The sequence below is a fragment of the Bosea sp. Tri-49 genome (assembly GCF_003952665.1).
Lineage (GTDB): Bacteria > Pseudomonadota > Alphaproteobacteria > Rhizobiales > Beijerinckiaceae > Allobosea.
Genome location: NZ_CP017946.1, coordinates 155,627 through 175,552 on the forward strand (window position 1 = coordinate 155,627; position 19,926 = coordinate 175,552).

Here is a 19,926-nt window from a genome sequence, read left to right on the forward strand (position 1 = left end):
TCGTCGGCAGATCCGGGGTGACTTTCGAGATGGTGCACGATTCATCAACGATGGTCGGCGCTATCTGTGACGGATGAGTAGGTTGGGGTGCGCGGCAGCAACGGCAGCCGCGGCGCCCTTTTCTGCGTCGGAGCGGCTGCATCCGACGCGCAAGATGGCGGAGCGCTGATTTATGGCGACCAAAGTGAGCGAGCGGGACAAGTCCGAAGCGGGTTCCCCCGAAGCGCCCCCGAGCACGGACAGCCCCCTGCTGGATCTCACCGATCAGGCCGTCAAGCGGATGATCAAGCTCGCCAAGAAGCGCGGCTATGTCACCTATGACGAATTGAACGAGGTTCTGCCCTCGGAGGAGTTCTCCTCCGAGCAGATCGAGGACGTGCTTGGCCAGCTCAGCGAGCAGGGCATCAACGTCGTCGACAACGAGGACCCGGAAGCTGCCGGCGAGGAGCGGGCGGCGCGCGGCAAGGAAGGCGAAGAGGACGAGCCCGAAGGCGGCGACATGGTCGAGGCGCAGCGCTCGGCGCTGCCGGTCGAGACCAAGCGCAACCTCGAGCCGACCGAGCGCACCGACGATCCGGTTCGGATGTATCTGCGCGAGATGGGCTCGGTCGAGCTGCTCTCGCGCGAGGGCGAAATCGCGATCGCCAAGCGCATCGAGGCCGGCCGCGAGGCGATGATCGCGGGCCTCTGCGAGAGCCCGCTGACCTTCCAGGCGATCATCATCTGGCGCGACGAATTGATGGAGGGCAAGGTCCTCCTGCGCGACATCATCGACCTTGAAGCGACCTATGCCGGCCCCGACGGCAAGAATCCGGACCAGATGCCGGGTGAGGGCGAAGAGGGCGCGGAAGCGGCCGAGGAAGCTACACCTGAGGGCGAGACTCCGCCCGAGGGGATGGACGACGACGACATGGAGAACAACGTGTCGCTCTCGGCCATGGAAGCCGAGCTGAAGCCGCGCGTGCTCGAGACCTTCGACTCGATCGCCAGCAACTACACCAAGCTGCGCCGCCTGCAGGACCAGGACATTGCCAACCGGCTGGAGAACACCAAGCTCTCGCCGTCGCAGGACCGCAAGTACAAGAAGCTGAAGGACGACATCATCACCGCGGTGAAGTCGCTCTCGCTCAACAACAACCGCATCGAGGCGCTGGTCGAGCAGCTCTACGACATCAACAAGCGCCTGATCTCGCACGAGACCCGCCTGCTGCGCCTGGCCGAGAGCTATGGCGTCGGCCGCGAGGACTTCCTGAAGCAGCATATCGGCGCCGAGCTCGACCCGAAATGGCTGCTACGCGTCTCCAAGCTCGGCTCGCGCGGCTGGAGGGAGTTCGTCGCGCAGGAGAAGGAGCGCATCCGCGAACTGCGCGAGGACGTCCATACCCTGGCGTCGGAGACCGGCCTGGAGATCCAGGAGTTCCGCAAGATCGTGCTGATGGTCCAGAAGGGCGAGCGTGAGGCGCGGCAGGCGAAGAAGGAGATGATCGAGGCGAATCTGCGTCTCGTGATCTCGATCGCCAAGAAGTACACCAATCGCGGCCTGCAGTTCCTCGACCTGATCCAGGAAGGGAACATCGGCCTGATGAAGGCGGTCGACAAGTTCGAGTACCGCCGGGGTTATAAGTTCTCCACTTACGCGACCTGGTGGATCCGGCAGGCGATCACCCGCTCGATCGCCGACCAGGCCCGCACCATCCGCATCCCGGTGCACATGATCGAGACGATCAACAAGATCGTCCGGACCTCGCGCCAGATGCTGCACGAGATCGGCCGCGAGCCGACCCCGGAGGAGCTGGCCGAGAAGCTTGCCATGCCGCTGGAGAAGGTCCGCAAGGTCCTCAAGATCGCCAAGGAGCCGATCTCGCTCGAGACCCCGATCGGCGACGAGGAGGATTCGCATCTCGGCGACTTCATCGAGGACAAGAACGCGATCCTGCCGATCGACGCGGCGATCCAGAGCAATCTGCGCGAGACGACGACCCGCGTGCTGGCCTCGCTCACGCCGCGCGAGGAGCGCGTGCTGCGCATGCGCTTCGGCATCGGCATGAACACCGACCACACCCTCGAAGAGGTCGGCCAGCAGTTCAGCGTCACCCGCGAGCGCATCCGCCAGATCGAGGCGAAGGCGCTGCGCAAGCTCAAGCACCCGAGCCGCTCGCGGAAGCTCAGGAGCTTCCTGGACAACTAGTCGTCCGGCCTTTGCCCTCGGGGGCACGCATGGAACCATCCGACATGCGTGGTCCCGGGGCCAGTGCCGCGGCGATCTGGCCGCCGCTCGCCGGCTTCATCGATTTTGAACATCGCCTTGGCGAGCGCTGGGCCGGCCGTCCGGTCATGGCGGGCTTCTACGAGTTCATCCGCTTCGGGATGAAGCAGGCCTGGGCCTGCCTGTTCGGCGGCATCGTCGTCTTCTTGCTGATCGCGACTTATCTCGTCTATCCGCGCGATGCTGTGTTGGCGCGCTATGATTTCCTTTTCCTGAGCATGGTGTCGGTTCAGGCCGGGCTGATCCTGACGCGGCTCGAGACGGCCGAAGAAGCCAAGGTCATCCTGATCTACCATGTCGTCGGCACGGCGATGGAGATCTTCAAGACTGCTGTCGGCTCGTGGATCTATCCGGAGCCGAGCTTCTTCCGGATCGGCGGTGTGCCGCTATTCACCGGCTTCATGTACGCGTGCATCGGCAGCTATATCTGCCGGGCCTGGCGGCTGTTCGATTTTCGCTTTTCACATCATCCGCCACGCTGGGCCCTGATCGTCCTCAGCGTGCTGATCTACGTCAATTTCTTCATGCATCACTATGTGGTCGATATCCGTATCGGGCTCTTCCTGCTCGCCGCGGTTTTGTTCGCGCGGACGAAAATCTACTTCAAGGTCTGGCGCGTGCATCGCTCGATGCCGCTCCTGCTCGGGCTGCTGCTGGTCGCGCTGTTCATCTGGTTCTCGGAGAACATCGGCACCTTCACACGGACCTGGCTTTACCCCTCGCAGTTGCAGGGCTGGTCGATGGTCTCGCTCGCCAAGCTCGGCTCGTGGTCGCTGTTGCTGATCATCAGCTACACGCTGGTGACGCTGGTCAACCGCCCGCAACCGCTCGACCGGCCATGATGAGCACCCGGCTGTCGCGACGTGCCATGCTTGCGCTCGCGGCGATCCTCATCATCGCGATCGGACTGACGACGCGCCTGCCGGGTATCGCCTGGCCGCCAATCGTCGCGAAATATCTCGGTTCGGCGCTCTGGGGCGCCATGGTCTACTGCCTCGTCGCGTTCCTGCGTCCGCAATGGCGCATGACGTCGGTCGCATTGCTGGCAGCGTGCATCGCGGCCACAATTGAGGCCAGCCAGCTCTGGCATCCGCCTTGGCTAGACGCCTTTCGAGAGACCAGGCTGGGCGTTCTGCTGCTCGGTCGCTTCTTCGCATGGGCCGATATCGCGGCTTACCTTGTCGGGATCAGCGTTGCCGCCGTTAGCGACAGGTCGCTGTCGCCCGCAGTGGATGCGCGTCGTTCCGAAGCATAGGGATGCGATCCGAGGCCGTTTGCGGCAGTCCGGTGTCCCAGCGCTGCCTTGCAGGCTTCTCAGTGTCCGGCGATTTCCTGCTTGAGCCAATCCGTGAATGCCATGGCTGCCGGATTCATCTCGGCACGGCCCGGCAGTACCACCCAGTAGCCAAGCCCTGGCGCGGTCGCAAAACCCGGCAAGGGAGCGACCAGCGCACCACGGCGCAGATAATCGGCGACCAGAAGGCTCCGGCCCATCGCGACCCCCTGACTGCCGAGGGCAGCCTGCAGGACGATGTTGTAGTCCGTCAGCTGCAACCGGCTGGCTGTGGCGAGATCGAGCGCGGCATGCCGCGACCAGGCCTCCCATTCGGTGGGGCGATGGCTGATCAGCAGGGTATGTCCGAGGATGTCCTCTGGTTTTACAAGAGGCTGACGCTCCGCCAGCTCCGGGCTCAAAACCGGCATGAGCCGTTCGGTGGCGAGCAGCTCGCAGCGTAGGCCTGGCCATTCGCCGACGCCGTAGCGAATGGCGATATCCGCCTCACCCTCAATGTCTGGCGCGTAGCGTGGGAGCGGACGTCGCGGGTTCCGTCGGCGACCAGCGCGAAGGCCTGCGAGATGCTGTCGAGATAGCGCGCGCCCGCTTCGGTCAAGGCGATGCTGCGGCCCCTGCGCTCGAACAGCTCTGTTCCCAGGGCCTCTTCCAGCGTCCGGATATGGTGGCTGACGGCACTTTGCGTGATCAGCAATTCCTCGCCGGCACGACGGAAGCTCAGGAGGCGGCCCACAGCCTCGAAGGCGCGCAGGGCATGGAGCGGTGGCAGGGCAGGTGAGGAGCGCATGCCGCGAGATCCCGAGCGATCGGGCGCAAAGCCTTACATGAAGCCCGACTCATGAGCCAGATCGATCGCAGTGCACCATCGTTCGAATTGGTCGGGTGAACGCAACGCTGGCATCGTCGCGATCGAAAGGGTTTTTGACAATGACGCTCACCAACTGTCTGCGGATGCTCGGGCAGGCCTTACCTGCTGCTGCCAGCTATCCGTCCTCGACACGGGAAAGGGCCTTGCGGTCCTCGTGCGGCGCCAGTTTCGAGGTCGGGGCGATCGCCCAGCTGGCGGAGACGCGGTGATGGGCTGCCTCGATATCGAGATGCTGCGCGCAGCGACGCCGGGCTGTGCGACTAGTGTCCACTTCAACCACGCCGGCGCCTCGCTGATGTCTGGCGCCACGCTCGCTGCGATCGCCGAGCAGCTCCGGCGCGAGGCAACGCTCGGGCCGCATGAGGCGGCCGTCGCTGTGCAGGACAGGCTCGATCAGGCACGAGCGGATGCGGCCCGGCTCCTCAACGCCACGGCTGGCGAAATCGCCTTCACACCCAGTGGTTCGGCCGGCTGGGGGCTCGCCTTTGCGGCTCTGCCGCCGCTGCGGGCGGGTGATCGCATTCTGGTCGGGCGCCAGGAATGGGGCGGCAACCTCGCCACCATGCAGCGCGCGGCTGCTCGCGCCGGAGCGAGGATCGAGGTCATCGCCTGCCGCGACGATGGGTCGGTCGATCCGGACGCGCTCGCGGCGATGATCGACGAGCGTGTCCGCCTGGTCGCTCTGACCTGGCTGCCCGCCAATGGCGGCCTCATCAACGATGCGGCGTCGATCGGCCGGGTGACGCGCGCGGCGGGCATTCCCTATTTCGTCGATGCCGGCCAGGCGCTCGGCCAGATTCCGGTCGATGTCGAAGCGATCGGCTGCGATGTGCTCAAGGGCGCGGGTCGCAAGCATCTGCGCGGTCCGCGCGGGACTGCGATCCTTTATGTCCGCAGGTCTTTCCAGGCGCGGCTCGACCCCGTGTTCTCGGACGTCCTGTCGGCACCCTGGACAAATGAGGGTCCGGCGCCGCGCAGCGATGCGAGGATGTTCGAGACGAGCGAACAACCGGTCCCCCTGCTGCTGGGGCTCGGTGTCGCGCTTCACGAGGCGCTGTCACTCGGAGTGCCGGCGATCCGCGAGAGGATCGATGTCACCGCAAATCGGTTGCGGGCCGAACTCGCAGCCATCGACGGCATCACCATCCGTGACCTCGGGCAGCAACGGTCCGGGCTGATTTCCTTCACGGTCGGGGATCTCGACGTCAATGTCGTCAAGAACCGGCTTGCAGGCGCCGGGATTTCGGTCGGAGCCAACGGGCCCGCCTACACGCCGTTCGACATGGAGGCACGCGCGCTCGCCGGCATCGTGCGTGCCTCCGTCAGTTATCTCACGAACGAGCGGGACATCGATCGCCTGCTCGTCGGCGTTCGCGATATCGCGAAGGCACGTTGAGATCGCTTCGTCCCGGCTCACCCTGCCGGCGCGACGAGCGTCGCAGTGAGCCGGCGGGCCACTGGCAACGCCAGCAGCAGTACCGGGAAAGCGATCAGCCAGCTCAGGCCCCAGGCGCCGGGCCAGCCCTGCAGGAAGGCCGGCGTCGGGCCGAGGACGCGCAGCGTCGAGATGCCCGAGACGATCAGGGTCATCAGGCCCGACAGGATCAAAGGAGTGACGAGCGCGCCATAGCGCGCGGGCAATTTGCGGGAACGAGTCATGGGAACATCCGTAAGGACAGGCCGCGCCGTCATGGCCTTGCTGCATCCTGGCGGCGCTAAAGCCGGGTGGATGCGTTGCCTGACGTGAGACGCTTACGGCCGTCCGAAGGGACGCACGGCGCTCACCTAGGTCGATGGCAGGCAGGAGGCAAGCAGAATCTGCTCAGTCCGCCACAGTTCTGCTAAGGTCACCGCGAGGATGGTGATCTTTGCTTGAGAGGAGCGCGCATGACCGGCATCCCTGATCCCGCCCAGATCGAAGCCGCCCAGGTGGCGGTGCAGGCGGAAGTCGAGAAGGAAGCACAGAAGCAATCGGGTTCGGTCACAGATGTGCTCGGCAGCGCCGCCGACATCGCCGGTAACGTCATGTTCGAGGGGGTCGGCGAGGTCGTCTACGCTGCAGTCGGGACCGTGGCCGAAGGCGTGGGCACCGTCGCGGTCGCGACCGGCGAGGCGGTTGTCACGGTGATAGGGGGCATCTTCGAGGGGCTGGGCTAGCAAGGCGTCCTCGACCGGGATATCGATGCGGCTCCGGCATCGTCGCAGGAAGTGGAGCAAGGCATGTCCCTCGAATTCCTGCTGACCTCGCTGATCATCGTCGCTTCGCCCGGCACCGGGGCGATCTACACCATTGCCGCCGGGCTGACGCGCGGCGCCAAGGCGAGCGTGCTCGCCTCCTTCGCCTGCACGCTCGGCATCGTGCCGCATCTGCTCGCCGCGATGATGGGCCTCGCGGCCCTGCTGCACGCTAGCGCGCTCGCCTTCGAGATCGTCAAATATGCCGGCGTTGCCTATCTGCTCTGGATGGCCTGGCAGACGCTGAAGGAGCAGGGTGCGCTCAGCGTCGAGACTAAAGCCGACAAGCGCTCGGCTTGGCGTGTGCTGGTCGACGGCATCGCGATCAACGTACTCAATCCGAAGCTCTCGATCTTCTTCGTCGCCTTCCTGCCGCAGTTCATCGCCGCCAACGAGGCGAGCCCGATGACGCGCATGCTCGAGCTCTCGGGCGTGTTCATGGCGATGACCTTCATCGTCTTCGCGCTGTACGGCCTGTTCGCAGCGGCGATGCGCGACAAGGTCGTGACGCGGCCCAAGGTCATGGCCTGGCTCCGCCGCACCTTCGCGGCCGCCTTCGTCGCGCTGGGCGCCAAGCTCGCGCTGACCGAGCGTTGATGGCGGGCAAACAGACCCGCCTCGTCGTCGAAACGCGTGGGGCGGGACTTTACGAATTCACCGATGCGGTCGCCCGCTTCGTGCGCGAAGCGGCGGTCGATCTCGGCCTGCTGACGCTGTTCGTGCGCCACACCTCCTGCTCGCTGCTGATCCAGGAGAATGCCGATCCCGATGTGCGTCGCGATCTTTCGGCTTTCTTCGCCCGGCTCGTGCCGCCGGCGGACGATCCGGCGATGGGCTATCTCACGCACCGCGCCGAGGGGCCGGACGACATGCCGGCCCATATCAAGGCGGCGGTGCTGCCGGTCTCGCTCTCCATTCCCGTGAGCGGCGGCCGGCTGGCTCTCGGCACCTGGCAGGGTATCTACCTGTTCGAGCACCGCACCAGCCCGCACCGGCGCGAGGTCGTGCTGCATCTCGCCTGAGCCGTCAGCTGCCGGTAGTTGGGACGAGCAGCCGCATGAATGTGCGATAGCAATCGTGCAGCTCCTGCGGCGACAGGCCGAGATCGAGCTGCTGGAAACCGATGAAGGCGGCGTATTCGACGCGGGCGAGAGCGAGAGTCTCCTGCGGCGTGAAGCGCCCGCTCTCGCCATGGAGTTTCTCCAGATAGCCGATGCGCTCGCGGTCGACCTCGGCGCAGATTGCCGCGACGCTGGCATCGAGCTGGGCAAGGCGGCGCATGCCCTGTTCGACGTGGACGTCCAGGGCGAGCGCCATCCGGTCGAGTGCGATCAGCCGTTCCTGCGCCGCCTTGCCCTTGTCGGCCTCCTGCATCAGGCGAAGCGTATAGGTCTCGCGCCAATGGCTGGCGAGCGCGGCGAGATAGGCCTCGATCGCGGGAAAATGGGCGTAGAACGAGCCCTTGGTCTTGCCGGCGCGGCGGCAGAGCGCCTCGATGGTGAGCCCGGCCGGTCCCTGTTCGGCGAGCGCGGTGAGGCCGAGCGCGAGCCAGTCGCTCCGGCGGAAGCGCAGCGGGGCAGGGGAGGTCAGAGCCACAGGCCGATCGTACCGCTGACCGCGATCGCTGCGAACAGCGCCCATTGCGGGAAATGCGTGATCCGCAGGCGGAACAGGCCGACCATTGCGAGGCTCCAGAGGCAAAACAGTGCGGCGCCGACCGTCGCGAACAGTGCAAGGTCGCGGCTGCCGAGGCCGGTCGCGACAAGGCCGAAGGCGAGCGTTAGTGCAGCGAGCACGATCGTCACCAGATGCCAGCAATAGTACATGGTGAATTTCGGCACGGGATGCAGGCGTTCGACTGAGAGCAGCGGCACGGCGACATGCCTGCCACCGAGAATGGCGTGGATCAGCGTGGTGGCAGCAGCGAGCGCGGCGGCGATTGCAAGCCAGGCATTCATGAAGGCCTCCAGAATAATACCATCTAGTATGGTATTATTCTGGATTGAAGTGCAAGCCTGCTGATGTGGGAGGCGATATGCGAAGGGGGGCGATTTTCCTGCTCCGATGGGAGCGGCGTAACGCTGCTTTTCAGTCACCGGGGGCTCACCGCCCGGCGTAGTAATCGGGCTCTGGCGGCGGCTCCCAGGACTGCCCGGTGGCAATCAGGCAGCTCACGCCATGCGGCAGGGTCGCGAACAGGGTGAAGGAGCCGTTCGGGGCGGCGAAGAGTTCGATCACGCTGCCATTTGCGGCAAGACCGTAACCGATCCGGCGCTCGCCATAGAGTTCGTGCAGTTGTGTCGTCGCCATGCGGCGGTCGGCGCAAGGGATACCGGCAGGGGATTGCGCGCGTGCCGTAGCGGACATCAGCGGCAAGGCCAGCAAGATCGGCAGAAGAAGTTTAAGGAAGCGCGTCATGGCTGCTCCTGCGACAGAGCGGGCCAAGAAGAGCACGAAAGCTGGACGGGCCTCTATTCCGCCCTGTCTTCAAGAAACATGGTGATGCTGGCGCCGTTCCGCCAGTGGCCAGTACCGCAGCAGGCGCGCAAGCTCGTGCGGCGGGTCGCCATCGCCATTCTTCAGTCCCGCGAGGGATGGCTTGGCCCCTTGGCCAAGCAGGCAACATCTGCGCTATACAGCGCGGGTCAGACGGAGCTCGCCATGTCCTTTCTCAAATCCCTGTTCGGCCGCAAAGAGGCCAAGCCGAGCGGCCCCGCCGCGCCGCTGAAGAGCACGGAGTATAAGGGCTTCACCATCCATGCGACGCCGTTCCCAGAGGGCGGGCAGCAGCAGCTTGCAGGTGTGATCGAGAAGGAAATCGACGGCGAGGTGAAAAGCCATCGCTTCATCCGGGCCGATCGTTTCCCGGGGGCCGAGGAGGCGGCGGACTTCGCCATCATCAAGGCCAGGCAGTTGATCGATGAGCAAGACGAACGCCTGTTCAAATAGGAATTTACGAACATCTCCGCTTCATTGCGAGAATTGTTTCGTTTCGACATGCATGGCAATTGATTAAAAGCTTTATATTCGAGTGAATATCGTTGTTCCGTTAGGATACCAAAAGAATTTGATTCAAATTATACCGGTTTCATGAATTGTTTCTCGATGAACCGATTTGGTATTTGGGTTGGGTCGCCGGCTGGGTTCCTGCCATTTAAAACTTTATTCGGTTTTTCGGGCTTTGATACCGTCACATCGCCTGTCGGATCGAGACCGTTTTCATGCCTCCGAAGCCCCCCGGTGACCAGAAGCCGGACACATCCCAGGATATGGGGGCCGGCTGCGGTGACGACAGCTGGTTTCGTGAGGTCGTCGCGCGGTTGCCGATGGCGCTCTACACGACCGATGCTGACGGGTTCCTGACTTATTTCAATCAGGCGGCAGTCCGGCTCGTCGGGCGCGAGCCGCAGCTCGGCCGCGATCGCTGGTGCATCAGCCATAAGCTGTTCCAGATCGACGGCTCGCCCTTGCCGCTCGAAGATTGTCCCATGGCGGTTGCTCTGCGCGAAGAACGCGAAATACGGGGCGTCGAAGCCCTGGCCGAACGGCCCGATGGCAGCCGTGTGCGCATCATGCCGTTGCCGACGCCGCTCTACGATGCCGAGGGCAAGCTCACCGGCGCAATCAATCTGCTCGTCGACGTCACGTCGGGGCAACAGCCTGGCCCGAGTGCTGCGAGCGAGCAGTATGATCTCGCCGAAGATCTCGAAGCCGCGATCACGCAGAAGCGGCTGCATCTGCACTATCAGCCGGTCTTCTCGGCGGCGGGCGCCCTGACCGGCTTCGAGGCGCTGGCGCGATGGATCCACCCCGAACGTGGCGTCGTTCCGCCGTCCGAATTCATCCCGGCAGCGGAGGCGAGTGGGCTGATCCTGCCGCTGGCACGGGAACTACTGCACCAGGCCTGCACCGAGGCGGCAAGTTGGGAGAAGCGGCTGCGCATCGCGGTCAACGTCTCGCCGCTGCAATTCCGCCATGGCGACCTGCCGGGGCTGATCGACGAGGTTCTGCTCGAGACCGGCCTCGAGCCGGAGCGGCTCGAGCTCGAGATCACCGAAGGAGTGATGATCACCGATTTCGACCGGACCATGCTGGTGCTGCACCGGATCAAGGCGCTCGGCGTGCGCATCGCGCTCGACGATTTCGGGACGGGCTATTCCTCGCTGTCCTATCTGCACATGTTCCCGCTCTCGACGTTGAAGATCGATCGCAGCTTCGTTGCCAATCTCGGCGTCGCCTCGGAGGCGGCGGCGATCACGCGCGCAGTGATCGCGCTCGGCCATGCGCTCGATATCGAGGTGGTTGCGGAAGGCGTCGAGACGCGCGAGCAGCTCGATTTCCTGATCGACGAAGGCTGCAACTACATGCAGGGCTATATGCTGGGCCGCCCGCTCCCGGCCGAGCAATATGCCGAGCTGACCGGGCGCAAGGGCTGAACTAGCCCCGCCTGGCACTTGTTCGCAGTTCGGCCAGCAGGGCCTCGCCGCTCCAGCTCTGTCTTCCGCCGCTCGCCTCGGCTGTATGGACGAGCGCGACCAATCGCTCGTTCACCGGCGCCTGCCGCCCAAGGCGCTCAGCGAGGTGCACTATCTCGCCATTGATCCAGTCGACCTCGGTCGGGCGGCCGGCGGCAAGATCGTCGGCCATCGAGGAGCGGGCCAGCGGGTCGATCGCCAGCATCTTGCGAGCAAGCCTGGCGAAGAGGGCATCCGGCAGTCGCAGCAGCGCGGGGATCAAGCGCGCCGGCAGCGGCGTCAGCCGGGCGGGCGTTATCCCGGCTTGCGAGAGCAGGTCGAGCGCCTCGGCCTGGGCGAAGGCAAGGCAACGGCGATAATCACGCTGCGCCAGTTCCTGCTGCAGCGGCAGGCCGGAGAGGGCGTTGACGGCATTGTTGAGGTTGAAGAGCAGCTTGGCCCACTGCACCGGCAGCATGTAGCGGTGCCGGCGCAAGGCGAAGCCGGCGCGAGCGAAATCGACGAGGAACGGAGCCAGCACGGTCGCGTCCTCGACCTCGGGTTCGCCCTCGGAGCCCTGATGGAAGGCGCCGGGACCGCGCCTGACCACGTTGAACGGTACCATGCCGGCGAGCACGGTGCGGCCGGGCAGGGCGGCGCGCAGCGTATCGGCATTGCCGAGCCCGTTCTGGAAGCTGATCACGACCGCATCCGGCGAAACCACGGCCGCAAGCTCGGCCGCGGCCTGCGCGGTGCCGCCTGATTTCACCGTGACGAGGATGAGATCGGCGTTCGCTGCTGCGTCCGGATCGGCCGCGAATGCGATCGCTTCCGGCGCGACCCGCCAACTTCCGCCGGCATAATGCGTCAGTGTCAGGCCATGAGCCCGGAATTTTTCGCCGACGCCGGGGCGGCCAACAAAGCCGACCTCGGCGCCGCCGGCGGCGAGTCGCCCGCCGAGATAGCAGCCGATCGAGCCAGCGCCGTAGATGCAGATCCTGGCCATCACGCTCCCGCGGACAAGGCGCACAGCATGCCGAGCGGGCCGCTTCAATGGCAAGCGCTGCGGGCAAAATGGCATGATGCACCCACATCGGCGCTGCATCGCCCCGGCGCCCGCGCGCTTGTGGCGGGGTTCAACGCTGCCTAATGCTCGGGCAGAGAGAAGATCGTTCTCCGTCGCGCTCGCGAGGAAACATGGACGCCCAGGACGCGCGCTACGCACCGGATTCGCCCTATGCCTGGTTCAGGCTGGCGCTTGCCCTGCTGATCGGAACGGTGGCCTGCGTTGGCTCCTGGTCGGCCGTGGTGGTGGTGACGGCGGTGCAGCGGGAGTTCGGTGTCATGCGCGCCGATGCCTCGCTGCCCTACACCTTCGCCATGATCGGCTTCGGCATCGGCAACATCGTCATGGGCCGCCTGGTCGATCGCTTCGGCATCATGTGGCCGATCGTGCTCGGCGCATGTTTGCTAGCCGCCGGCTATGCACTGGCATCCGTGTCCGGCACGCTCTGGCAGTTCACGCTGGCGCATGGCTTCCTGATCGGGCTCGGCGCCGCGACCGGGTTCTCGCCGCTGATCGCTGACCTGTCGCACTGGTTCAAGCGCTATCGCGGCCTCGCCGTCGTCTTCGGGGCGTCGGGCAGCTATCTCGCCGGCATGTTCTGGCCGCAGCTGATCAACTGGGGCGTCGAGACGCATGGCCTGCGCACGACGCATCTGTGGCTCGGCATTGCGGCGTTCGCGGTGATGATGCCGCTGGCGCCGCTGTTCCGGCGCCGGCCGAATGCGGCGACCCTCGCGGCGGCTGAGGTGACGAGCGCTGGCGCACGCGGCAGCCTCGGGCTGTCGCCGAACCAGCTGCAGCTGCTGCTGGTTGTCGCCGGCTTCTGCTGCTGCGTCGCGATGTCGATGCCGCAGGTCCATATCGTCGCCTATTGCAGCGACCTCGGCTATGGCGTGGCGCGCGGCGCCGAGATGCTGAGCGTGATGATGGCGCTCGGCATCGTCAGCCGCGTCGGCTCCGGCTTCGTAGCCGACAGGATCGGCGGCACCATGACGCTCGCTCTGTCCTCGCTGATGCAGGGCATGGCGCTCTTCCTCTATCTCTGGTTCGACGGGCTGAGCTCGCTCTTCATCGTCACCGCCATCTTCGGCCTGTTCCAGGGCGGGATCGTGCCGATGTATGCGGTGGCGATCCGTGACTACATGCCGCCGCGCGAGGCGGGGGCGCGCATCGGCGTGGTAATGTCGGCGACGATCTTCGGCATGGCCTTCGGCGGCTGGGCCTCGGGCGTGATCTTCGACGCGACTTCGTCCTACCGGCTCGCCTTCCTCAACGGCCTCGCCTGGAACCTGGTCAACCTCGCGATCGTCTGCTGGCTGATGCTGAAGGCGCGGCCGAAGCTGGCGGCGGCGTGATCAAGTCGAGGCAGCTCCTGGCCTGTAGGTGCCGAAGACCCAGATGTGGCCTTCCGGGTCCTTGCAGATGAAGTCGCGGCTGCCATAGGTCTGGTCTGTCGGCTCCATGCAGATTTCGGCACCGGCTTTGCGGGCGCGCTCGCAGAGCGCATCGATATCGGTCGTCGCGATATAGGGCGAGGCGGTGGTACCGCCGAGCTCGGAGGGTGTTTGCACGAGCTTGGCGAAGTCGGTGCCCTCGCTCGAGCCGAACATCACGATGCCCTCGCCGAGGCGCAGCTCGGCGTGCACGACCTTGCTGCCGTCATCCGAGAGGAAGACGGCGTGCTTCTCGAAGCCGAAGGCCTCGACGAGCCAGTCGACCATCTTGACCGCATCGCGGTAGCGCAGGCTGAAATAGATGGCGGCGGGTTGCGGCATGGGCTGCATCTCCGGTTGCATGTCGCGCCAGCAAAGCCGATCTGGCGCCTGGTCTTGAACGAAACGGACTTCAGCCCGGTTCCAGGATGCCGTGCTCGCCGGCATCGTTGCGGGCGAGAGCGGCCGGCGGCAGGCCGCCCAGTGCGGTGAATTCGCGGGTCATATGGGCCTGATCGGCATAGCCGGCAGTCTGGGCGATCGCGGCCCAGCCACCCGGCCGGCCGCGCGCCGCCAGCTCGCGGGCGTGCTCGAAGCGCTGGATACGGGCGATGATCTTCGGCCCTACGCCGGTCTCGCTGACGAAACGCCGGGTCAGGTGGCGCTCGCTCCAGCCTGCCGCAGCCGCTAGCTCGCGCATGCGGCCCCTGCCGCGCCGCGCCGCCAGCCAGGCGAGGCCGGCGGCGACCTCCGGCGACAGGCTGCGCCCGCGCGCCAGCCTGTCGCCGATGACGCGATCGAGCAAAGCGAAGCACTCGACCCAAGACCGGCAGTCGCGCAGGCGCGGGCCGAGATGGCGCAATTCACCGAGATCGTCGAGGTCGACGATGCGGCCGGCCATGTCGCGCTGGTCGAGCTGGAAGAAGCCATAGGCGCCCGCAGGGGTGAAATCGACCTGCACACAGGCGGCGAGGCCGGTGGAGGAGACCAGGACAGGGCGGTCGATCAGGCCGGCTGCGAAGCCTTGCGGCGCGCTGCTTTGCCCGCCCGCAACGGACAGCCTGAAGGGGGCGGCGAAGTTGACGATCAGCGGCAGGACCAGCACGGGCACTTCGCGGCGCAGGACCGGTTCGGCGCGGTGCTCGCGATAGCCGGTGTAGCCGAGCACGGCGCCCGCCAGATCGGGCCGCGGCGGCGCCCGCACCAGTTCCCAATCCGCCTGCATTGCCGGCCCCGTGGTGTTCGGCGGATAGTGGCGCGTATCGGCTGCCGGCTCAACGGCAAAGGGGGTATGCCATGCTCATGACCAGACGGTCCGACGCTCCGCCGGGGCTGCGCCGACCCGCCGAGCGGGGGAGGTGGCAATGCTGCGCCTGATGCAATTCGAGCGCCGCCATGAACGGCTGATCCCGGTCAGGCTCTTCGTCCGGCGCATCAGCCGCGCGGTGCTGCTCTGGCTCGCGCTCACCATGGCGGGCCTTGGCATCGGCATGATCGGTTACGCCGCCAGCGAAGGCATGAGCGGGGTCGACGCCTTCGTCAATGCGGCGATGATCCTCTCCGGCATGGGACCGGTCACCGAGCTCAAGACCGCGGGCGGCAAGCTCTTCGCCGGCGTCTATGCGATCTTCTCAGGCCTGTTTGTGGTGATCGCCACCGGCTTCGTACTGGCGCCGATCCTGCATCGTGTGCTCCACTCCTTCCATATCGAGGAAGGGAAGGGCAACGATGACTGAGCCTGGCGTCAATCCTGCCGAGGAGCCGTGCGGCACGCTGACCGTGCGGACCATCGCCATGCCGGCGGACACCAACGCCAATGGCGATATCTTCGGTGGCTGGGTGATGTCACGCATGGACCAGGCCGGCGGCATTGCTGGCGTCGAGCGGGCGCAGGGCCGCGTGGTCACCGTCGCGGTCGAGGCGATGACCTTCATCCGCCCGGTCAAGGTCGGCGACGTGCTCAGCGTCTACACCTCGGTCAAGTCGGTCGGCCGGACTTCGATGAAGATCCAGGTCGAGGCCTGGGCCAAGCGCTTCCGCACGACGCTCCACGAGAAGGTCACCGATGCGAGCTTCACCTTCGTCGCGATCGACGATGACGGCCGGCCGCGGCCGGTGCCGCCGCTGCCGGCGGGCTGATTTCGGCGCCCCAAATCCTAACGGAATCTGAACCAGCCCGCAGGCCGAGTGATTCAGAAGAATCCGGCAACTTAAGCGTTCTTTAAGCGAACCTCCGCAATTCTGCCGTCGATCGGTCCATCGGGATCGGTCGGCCTGGGGCTGGGAGGTCCTGCATGATCGATCGCCGTCGCATGTCGGCGGACGTGGTCCGGCTCGCGCCGCCGCTCGCACGCGGCACGATCGAGCCGGCGAGCCTTTGCCCCGCATTTTTCCAAGCGCATCCATTTCACGGCTGACCATCGTCGGCCGCCGCCTATCGTTCGTGATCCGCTACCGGCCAGCGCCGCGCTGCCGGACTTGTCTTCAGGAGTACCGCGTCAATGTCGAAGACTGAGAAGCCTGCGCGCCAGAAGGCGTCGCGTGTCGGCATCGCCGCCCGCATCTATGCGGCGCTCGGCGTCCTGACGGTGTTGACGATCGCGGCTTCGCTGGTCGCCTGGTTTTCCTATGGCCGGGTCGGCAGCACGGTCGCCGACATGGTCGAGCGCAAGATGCCGGTGGTCGAGCTGGCGCTTGAACTGTCGCAGGCCGCTACGGCCTCGACGGCGCTGGCGCCGCGCTTCATGGAAGTGCAGACCGTGCGCGAGCGCGCGGCCCTGACCGGCGAATTCGACAAGGTCGAAGCCCGGCAGTTCGACCTGGTGCGCAAGATCGGCGAGCAGGGCAATGTCGATAACAAGAAGGCGCAGTCCGCGCTCGACAACCTCTCGCGCCAGATCAACGACATCAACGACCTGACCGGCGAGCGCCTGCGTGTCGCCTCGGAATCGGCCGCCGCGCTGGAGAAGCTCGGCAAGGCCTATGACGCCTTCGTCAAGGCGGCAAGCGGCGAGGCCGAGCAGGCCAAGTTCGCGGTGACCTTCGGGCTCGACGATCTCGCCGTGCTCTCCGGCGAGGCGCTGACCGGTGCGGTCAAGACGCTGATGGACCGCGACTTCGCCATCTTTGACCTGGCGCGGACGCTGCAGGCCAATGTCAACGAGATGGTCGGCGTGCTGCGCGAGATCGCGCAGATCAACGACAAGGAGAAGCTCGGCCTTGCCCGCGAGCGCTTCAACGGCATCGCCTACCGGCTGCGGACGCTCTTGGCCGACGCCGAGAAGATCACCAGTAACAAGGCGCGGGCCAGCACGGTCGAGGCCCTGATCGCGGTCGGCGAGGGCACCGAAGGTCTTGTCGACATCCGCAATCGCGATATCACCACCCGCGAAGGCATCGCCCGCGGGCTGAAGGAGGTCGATCAGGCGGCGGCTCAACTGCGCCGTGAGGTCGATGCGCTCGTGCAGGGCGCGCGCGGCGAGGCGCAGGCCGCCGTCGTTTCGACGCAGGCACTGATCGAGACAAGCAAGCTCTGGCTCGGCATCATCGGTCTTGGCTCGCTCGTCGTCGCGCTGGCGCTGGCGCTGTTCTATGTCCGGCGCCAGATCGTCGGCCGCCTCAACCGGCTCTGGGCCGCGACCCGGGCGATCGCCGATGGTCAGCTCGAGACTCAGGTCGAGACGAAGGGCAACGACGAGATCGCCGACATCTCGAAGAGCGTGCTGCTCTTCCGCGACAATGCGGTGGCGCTGCGCGCCGCCGAGCTCGCCAAGGTCGAGGACGAGGAGCGCGCCCGCGAGCAGCGTCAGCAGATGATGGCGGAGCTTGGCGAGGCCTTCGGCGTGGTCGTCGCGGCGGCCGCCCAGGGTGATTTCAGCCGGCGCGTCGACGCCAACTTCGCCGATGCCGAGCTCAACGCGCTCGCCGGTTCGGTGAACGAGCTGCTCGAGACCGTCCAGGCCGGCTTGTCCGAGACCTGCGAGGTCCTCGGCCATCTTTCCGACGGCCGCCTGGTCGCCCGCGTCGAGGGCCGCTACCAGGGCGCCTTCGCCGAGCTGAAGAACGGCACCAACAGCCTCGCCGGCGAGTTCGAGAGCACGCTGGCGCGCCTGTCGGAGACCGTCTCGGCCGTGCGCAGCGCGACCAGCGAGATCCTCGACGGCGTCACCGACCTTGCCGAGCGCACCAGCGAAGAGAGCAACGCCGTCTCGGTAGCGACCAACCAGCTCGGCGCCTTCGCCAGCAATGTCCAGAAGACCGCCAAGGACGCCGCCCAGGCGGTCGGCATGGCCCAGAGCGCCGAGGAGCGCGCCCAGCAGGGCGAGCAGGTCGTCGCATCGGCGCTGGAAGCGATGCACCGCATCCGCGTCTCCTCCAGCAAGATCTCGGAAGTGATCTCGATGATCGACGAGATCGCCTTCCAGACCAATCTCCTGGCGCTCAACGCGGCGGTTGAAGCTGCTCGCGCCGGCGACGCCGGCAAGGGCTTCGCCGTCGTCGCCAGCGAGGTGCGCAGCCTCGCCAAGCGCTCGGCCGACGCCTCGAACGACGTCAAGAAGCTGGTCGAGGCGGCCCATGGCGACGTCAAGGTCGGCGTCGGCCTGGTCGAGCAGAGCTCAGCCGTGTTCGGCAGCATCCTGACCTCGGTCAACGATCTCTCGGCACTGATGAACGGCATCTCGCAGACCGCTCGCGGCCAGGCGACCGATGTCTCGACGATCAACCGCGAGATCGACGGCATCGGCACCATGGCGCACCAGAACGCCGCACTGGTCGAGGAGACCAATGCCGCGCTCGCTCTCACCGACGAGCAGACCCGCTCACTCACCGAGCACATCTCCCGCTTCAGCTTCCGCGAGGGCGGGGCAGCCGAGCACGAACACGAGCAGGCGAGAGCGGCCTGAGCCGCATCGTCGAAGACGGGTTCACCAGAACGCCGCCGCTCTCATCGAGCGGCGGCGTTTTTCATGTGCTGCCGGCCGTCACCTCACGCCGGCATGACGGGAAGGTGATGGCCCGGCCGATGGACTTCGCCGGCGGTCGCTCCTTAGATGGGACAGACAAGACGATGCGTCGGGCGGGGATGCCTGTGGCTGCTCCCCGGGCCATGCCGCCCAAAAGTCTTTCCTGACGTCAGATGCAATGGCGAGGATCAGATCATGACCGTGACGATCATCCATCCCAACCGCCGGATCCTGCTCCTTGGTGCAGCGGCTGCCGGCGTCGTCGGCCTGCTGCCGCGCCATCTTGCTTCCGCGAGTGCGCAGACCGGCGCCCATGCTCCGACCGAGACGATGCGCGGCGGCGCCAATAACTACATTCCGAACGCGCCTTTGGTCGAAAACCTCGGAACCGGCTTCGTCGCCTCGGGGCTCGTCCGGAAAGCCGGTAGCGGCGAGCCGCTGCGCAATCTCCGCATCCAGATCTGGGCGGCGACCGATCGTGGCGGCGAGCGCGAGCCGAGCAATCGCGGCAGTGTCATGACCGACGCGAACGGCCGCTATCGGTTCGATATCTCGCCGATCGTTCCGCAGTTCGGCCAGCCGCACATCCATATCGCCTATGATGATCCCGGCTTTGCGACCCTGTTCCTGCGGCCGGTGCTGAACAGCCGCCACGACAAGAGCATGGCCGTCGACTTCGTCCTCGCTCCCCCGGCGGGCAATGCCGGCAAGTCGAGCTGACAAGGGCCGGCGGAGCATCGCCTGGCTGGCGATCGCGGCCGTCGCCACCATACCCGTGGTTGCGGCGGGGCTAAGCCCGCTCCAGCGCGGCCGCGAGCTTCTCTGGGTCATCGGCGGCATGGCCGGCGTCGTGGCGCTCAGCCTGCTGTTCGTGCAGCCGCTGCTGACCGCGACCGCTCCGGTGCTGCTGCCCGCCGCGCGCGGCTTGCGCTGGCATCGCTGGGGCGGAATCGCGATCGTCGCCGCAGTCGCGCTGCATATCGGGGCGCTTTACGCCTATAGCCCCGAGGATGTGATGGATGCGCTGCTCTTGGTCGCGCCGACGCCGTTCTCGCTCTACGGCGTGATCAGCCTGTGGTGCCTCGTCCTCACCGCCATCCTCGCCGCGACGCGCCGGCACTTGCGCTTCTCCCATCGGAACTGGCGCATCGCCCACAGCGTGCTGGCCGTGGCGATCGTCAGCGCAGGGGCGGTTCACGCAGTCCTGATCGAAGGGGCGATGGAAGATATCTCGAAGCTCGCGATCTGCATTGCCGCGCTGGCTGCGACCACGGTCGGCGCGCTCGAGATCAATGTCCTCGGCCCGTTGCGCCGGCGCCGCAATCTGCTGCGGGCCTAGCTCGGCG

25 protein-coding genes are annotated in these 19,926 nt (G+C 66.1%); 16 read left to right on the forward strand and 9 right to left on the reverse strand.

What is annotated here, in order from left to right; all coding sequences use genetic code 11:
• The first annotated feature begins 172 nt into the window (after nucleotides 1-172).
• From rpoD to BLM15_RS00810, 3 genes are read left to right on the forward strand one after another with little or no spacing between them, the layout of a single operon-like run.
• Nucleotides 173-2,188 carry an RNA polymerase sigma factor RpoD gene (rpoD, locus tag BLM15_RS00800; protein ID WP_126109458.1) on the forward strand — a complete coding sequence of 672 codons (2,016 nt, stop codon included), beginning with the start codon at nucleotides 173-175 and terminating at the stop codon, nucleotides 2,186-2,188.
• Nucleotides 2,189-2,232: 44 nt separating this feature from the next.
• A complete protein-coding gene (locus tag BLM15_RS00805) occupies nucleotides 2,233-3,108 on the forward strand; it encodes a DUF817 domain-containing protein (protein WP_126109460.1) in 876 nt (291 codons plus the stop codon).
• Nucleotides 3,108-3,521: a ribosomal maturation YjgA family protein gene (locus BLM15_RS00810; protein WP_236846475.1), complete on the forward strand. Its 414-nt coding sequence runs from the start codon at nucleotides 3,108-3,110 to the stop codon at nucleotides 3,519-3,521. The genes BLM15_RS00805 and BLM15_RS00810 overlap by 1 nt, the downstream gene beginning before the upstream one ends.
• 59 nt (nucleotides 3,522-3,580) lie before the next feature.
• Here the strand turns inward: BLM15_RS00810 and BLM15_RS31720 are convergent, their stop codons facing one another.
• Both BLM15_RS31720 and BLM15_RS31725 read right to left on the reverse strand, forming a co-directional pair.
• A complete protein-coding gene (locus BLM15_RS31720; RefSeq protein ID WP_335904838.1) occupies nucleotides 3,581-4,057 on the reverse strand; it encodes a LysR substrate-binding domain-containing protein in 477 nt (158 codons plus the stop codon).
• On the reverse strand, nucleotides 3,958-4,347 hold the full coding sequence (locus tag BLM15_RS31725; RefSeq protein WP_236846476.1) for a LysR family transcriptional regulator: 390 nt from the start codon (nucleotides 4,345-4,347) through the stop codon (nucleotides 3,958-3,960). The genes BLM15_RS31720 and BLM15_RS31725 overlap by 100 nt, the downstream gene beginning before the upstream one ends.
• A 289-nt stretch (nucleotides 4,348-4,636) precedes the next feature.
• Here BLM15_RS31725 and BLM15_RS00820 point away from each other — a divergent pair, with 289 nt between their 5' ends.
• Nucleotides 4,637-5,824: an aminotransferase class V-fold PLP-dependent enzyme gene (locus tag BLM15_RS00820; RefSeq protein ID WP_126109464.1), complete on the forward strand. Its 1,188-nt coding sequence runs from the start codon at nucleotides 4,637-4,639 to the stop codon at nucleotides 5,822-5,824.
• Between the two features lie 17 nt (nucleotides 5,825-5,841).
• Here BLM15_RS00820 and BLM15_RS00825 read toward each other — a convergent pair whose 3' ends face one another.
• Entirely contained in the window at nucleotides 5,842-6,087 is a 246-nt protein-coding gene (locus BLM15_RS00825; RefSeq protein ID WP_126109466.1) for a DUF2798 domain-containing protein, read from the reverse strand.
• 228 nt (nucleotides 6,088-6,315) lie between these two features.
• Between BLM15_RS00825 and BLM15_RS00830 the strand changes: the two genes are divergently transcribed.
• The 3 genes from BLM15_RS00830 (at nucleotide 6,316) to BLM15_RS00840 (ending at nucleotide 7,685) form a co-directional block, all read left to right on the forward strand.
• Nucleotides 6,316-6,585, forward strand: coding sequence for a hypothetical protein (locus tag BLM15_RS00830; protein ID WP_126109468.1), 270 nt, complete (start codon nucleotides 6,316-6,318; stop codon nucleotides 6,583-6,585).
• A 63-nt stretch (nucleotides 6,586-6,648) separates the two neighbouring features.
• Nucleotides 6,649-7,260 carry a LysE family translocator gene (locus BLM15_RS00835; protein WP_126109470.1) on the forward strand — a complete coding sequence of 204 codons (612 nt, stop codon included), beginning with the start codon at nucleotides 6,649-6,651 and terminating at the stop codon, nucleotides 7,258-7,260.
• Nucleotides 7,260-7,685 carry a secondary thiamine-phosphate synthase enzyme YjbQ gene (locus BLM15_RS00840; protein WP_126109472.1) on the forward strand — a complete coding sequence of 142 codons (426 nt, stop codon included), beginning with the start codon at nucleotides 7,260-7,262 and terminating at the stop codon, nucleotides 7,683-7,685. The genes BLM15_RS00835 and BLM15_RS00840 overlap by 1 nt, the downstream gene beginning before the upstream one ends.
• A 4-nt stretch (nucleotides 7,686-7,689) precedes the next feature.
• Here the strand turns inward: BLM15_RS00840 and BLM15_RS00845 are convergent, their stop codons facing one another.
• From BLM15_RS00845 to BLM15_RS00855, 3 genes are all read right to left on the reverse strand, one after another.
• Nucleotides 7,690-8,259, reverse strand: coding sequence for a TetR/AcrR family transcriptional regulator (locus BLM15_RS00845; protein WP_164547348.1), 570 nt, complete (start codon nucleotides 8,257-8,259; stop codon nucleotides 7,690-7,692).
• A complete protein-coding gene (locus BLM15_RS00850) occupies nucleotides 8,250-8,621 on the reverse strand; it encodes a hypothetical protein (protein ID WP_126109476.1) in 372 nt (123 codons plus the stop codon). Before BLM15_RS00850 ends, BLM15_RS00845 begins: the two co-directional genes overlap by 10 nt.
• Before the next feature lie 145 nt (nucleotides 8,622-8,766).
• Nucleotides 8,767-9,081 carry a hypothetical protein gene (locus BLM15_RS00855; RefSeq protein ID WP_126109478.1) on the reverse strand — a complete coding sequence of 105 codons (315 nt, stop codon included), beginning with the start codon at nucleotides 9,079-9,081 and terminating at the stop codon, nucleotides 8,767-8,769.
• A gap of 243 nt (nucleotides 9,082-9,324) precedes the next feature.
• Here BLM15_RS00855 and BLM15_RS00860 point away from each other — a divergent pair, with 243 nt between their 5' ends.
• Both BLM15_RS00860 and BLM15_RS32280 read left to right on the forward strand, forming a co-directional pair.
• Nucleotides 9,325-9,612, forward strand: coding sequence for an HlyU family transcriptional regulator (locus tag BLM15_RS00860; protein ID WP_126116004.1), 288 nt, complete (start codon nucleotides 9,325-9,327; stop codon nucleotides 9,610-9,612).
• A 272-nt stretch (nucleotides 9,613-9,884) separates the two neighbouring features.
• Nucleotides 9,885-11,099: a putative bifunctional diguanylate cyclase/phosphodiesterase gene (locus BLM15_RS32280; RefSeq protein ID WP_126109480.1), complete on the forward strand. Its 1,215-nt coding sequence runs from the start codon at nucleotides 9,885-9,887 to the stop codon at nucleotides 11,097-11,099.
• Nucleotide 11,100: 1 nt separating this feature from the next.
• On the opposite strand, the gene BLM15_RS00870 is transcribed toward BLM15_RS32280, so the two are convergent.
• Entirely contained in the window at nucleotides 11,101-12,123 is a 1,023-nt protein-coding gene (locus tag BLM15_RS00870) for a 2-dehydropantoate 2-reductase (protein ID WP_126109482.1), read from the reverse strand.
• A gap of 191 nt (nucleotides 12,124-12,314) precedes the next feature.
• Between BLM15_RS00870 and BLM15_RS00875 the strand changes: the two genes are divergently transcribed.
• Complete coding sequence (locus tag BLM15_RS00875) at nucleotides 12,315-13,538, forward strand: MFS transporter (RefSeq protein WP_126109484.1); 1,224 nt, start codon at nucleotides 12,315-12,317, stop codon at nucleotides 13,536-13,538.
• Here the strand turns inward: BLM15_RS00875 and BLM15_RS00880 are convergent, their stop codons facing one another.
• On the reverse strand, nucleotides 13,539-13,958 hold the full coding sequence (locus BLM15_RS00880; RefSeq protein ID WP_126109486.1) for a VOC family protein: 420 nt from the start codon (nucleotides 13,956-13,958) through the stop codon (nucleotides 13,539-13,541).
• 70 nt (nucleotides 13,959-14,028) lie between these two features.
• Complete coding sequence (locus tag BLM15_RS00885) at nucleotides 14,029-14,841, reverse strand: AraC family transcriptional regulator (protein WP_126109488.1); 813 nt, start codon at nucleotides 14,839-14,841, stop codon at nucleotides 14,029-14,031.
• A 139-nt stretch (nucleotides 14,842-14,980) separates the two neighbouring features.
• Here BLM15_RS00885 and BLM15_RS00890 point away from each other — a divergent pair, with 139 nt between their 5' ends.
• From BLM15_RS00890 to BLM15_RS00910, 6 genes are all read left to right on the forward strand, one after another.
• Nucleotides 14,981-15,352: a hypothetical protein gene (locus BLM15_RS00890; RefSeq protein WP_126109490.1), complete on the forward strand. Its 372-nt coding sequence runs from the start codon at nucleotides 14,981-14,983 to the stop codon at nucleotides 15,350-15,352.
• Nucleotides 15,345-15,755 (forward strand): acyl-CoA thioesterase, encoded by a 411-nt coding sequence (locus BLM15_RS00895; RefSeq protein ID WP_126109492.1) that lies wholly within the window; start codon nucleotides 15,345-15,347, stop codon nucleotides 15,753-15,755. Before BLM15_RS00890 ends, BLM15_RS00895 begins: the two co-directional genes overlap by 8 nt.
• Before the next feature lie 155 nt (nucleotides 15,756-15,910).
• Nucleotides 15,911-16,033 carry a hypothetical protein gene (locus tag BLM15_RS32115; RefSeq protein WP_257791804.1) on the forward strand — a complete coding sequence of 41 codons (123 nt, stop codon included), beginning with the start codon at nucleotides 15,911-15,913 and terminating at the stop codon, nucleotides 16,031-16,033.
• Between the two features lie 84 nt (nucleotides 16,034-16,117).
• Entirely contained in the window at nucleotides 16,118-18,520 is a 2,403-nt protein-coding gene (locus tag BLM15_RS00900) for a methyl-accepting chemotaxis protein (RefSeq protein ID WP_126109494.1), read from the forward strand.
• Nucleotides 18,521-18,775: 255 nt separating this feature from the next.
• Nucleotides 18,776-19,300 (forward strand): peptidase associated/transthyretin-like domain-containing protein, encoded by a 525-nt coding sequence (locus BLM15_RS00905; RefSeq protein WP_126109496.1) that lies wholly within the window; start codon nucleotides 18,776-18,778, stop codon nucleotides 19,298-19,300.
• Nucleotides 19,281-19,919, forward strand: coding sequence for a ferric reductase-like transmembrane domain-containing protein (locus BLM15_RS00910; protein WP_126109498.1), 639 nt, complete (start codon nucleotides 19,281-19,283; stop codon nucleotides 19,917-19,919). The genes BLM15_RS00905 and BLM15_RS00910 overlap by 20 nt, the downstream gene beginning before the upstream one ends.
• Nucleotides 19,920-19,926: the final 7 nt, after the last annotated feature.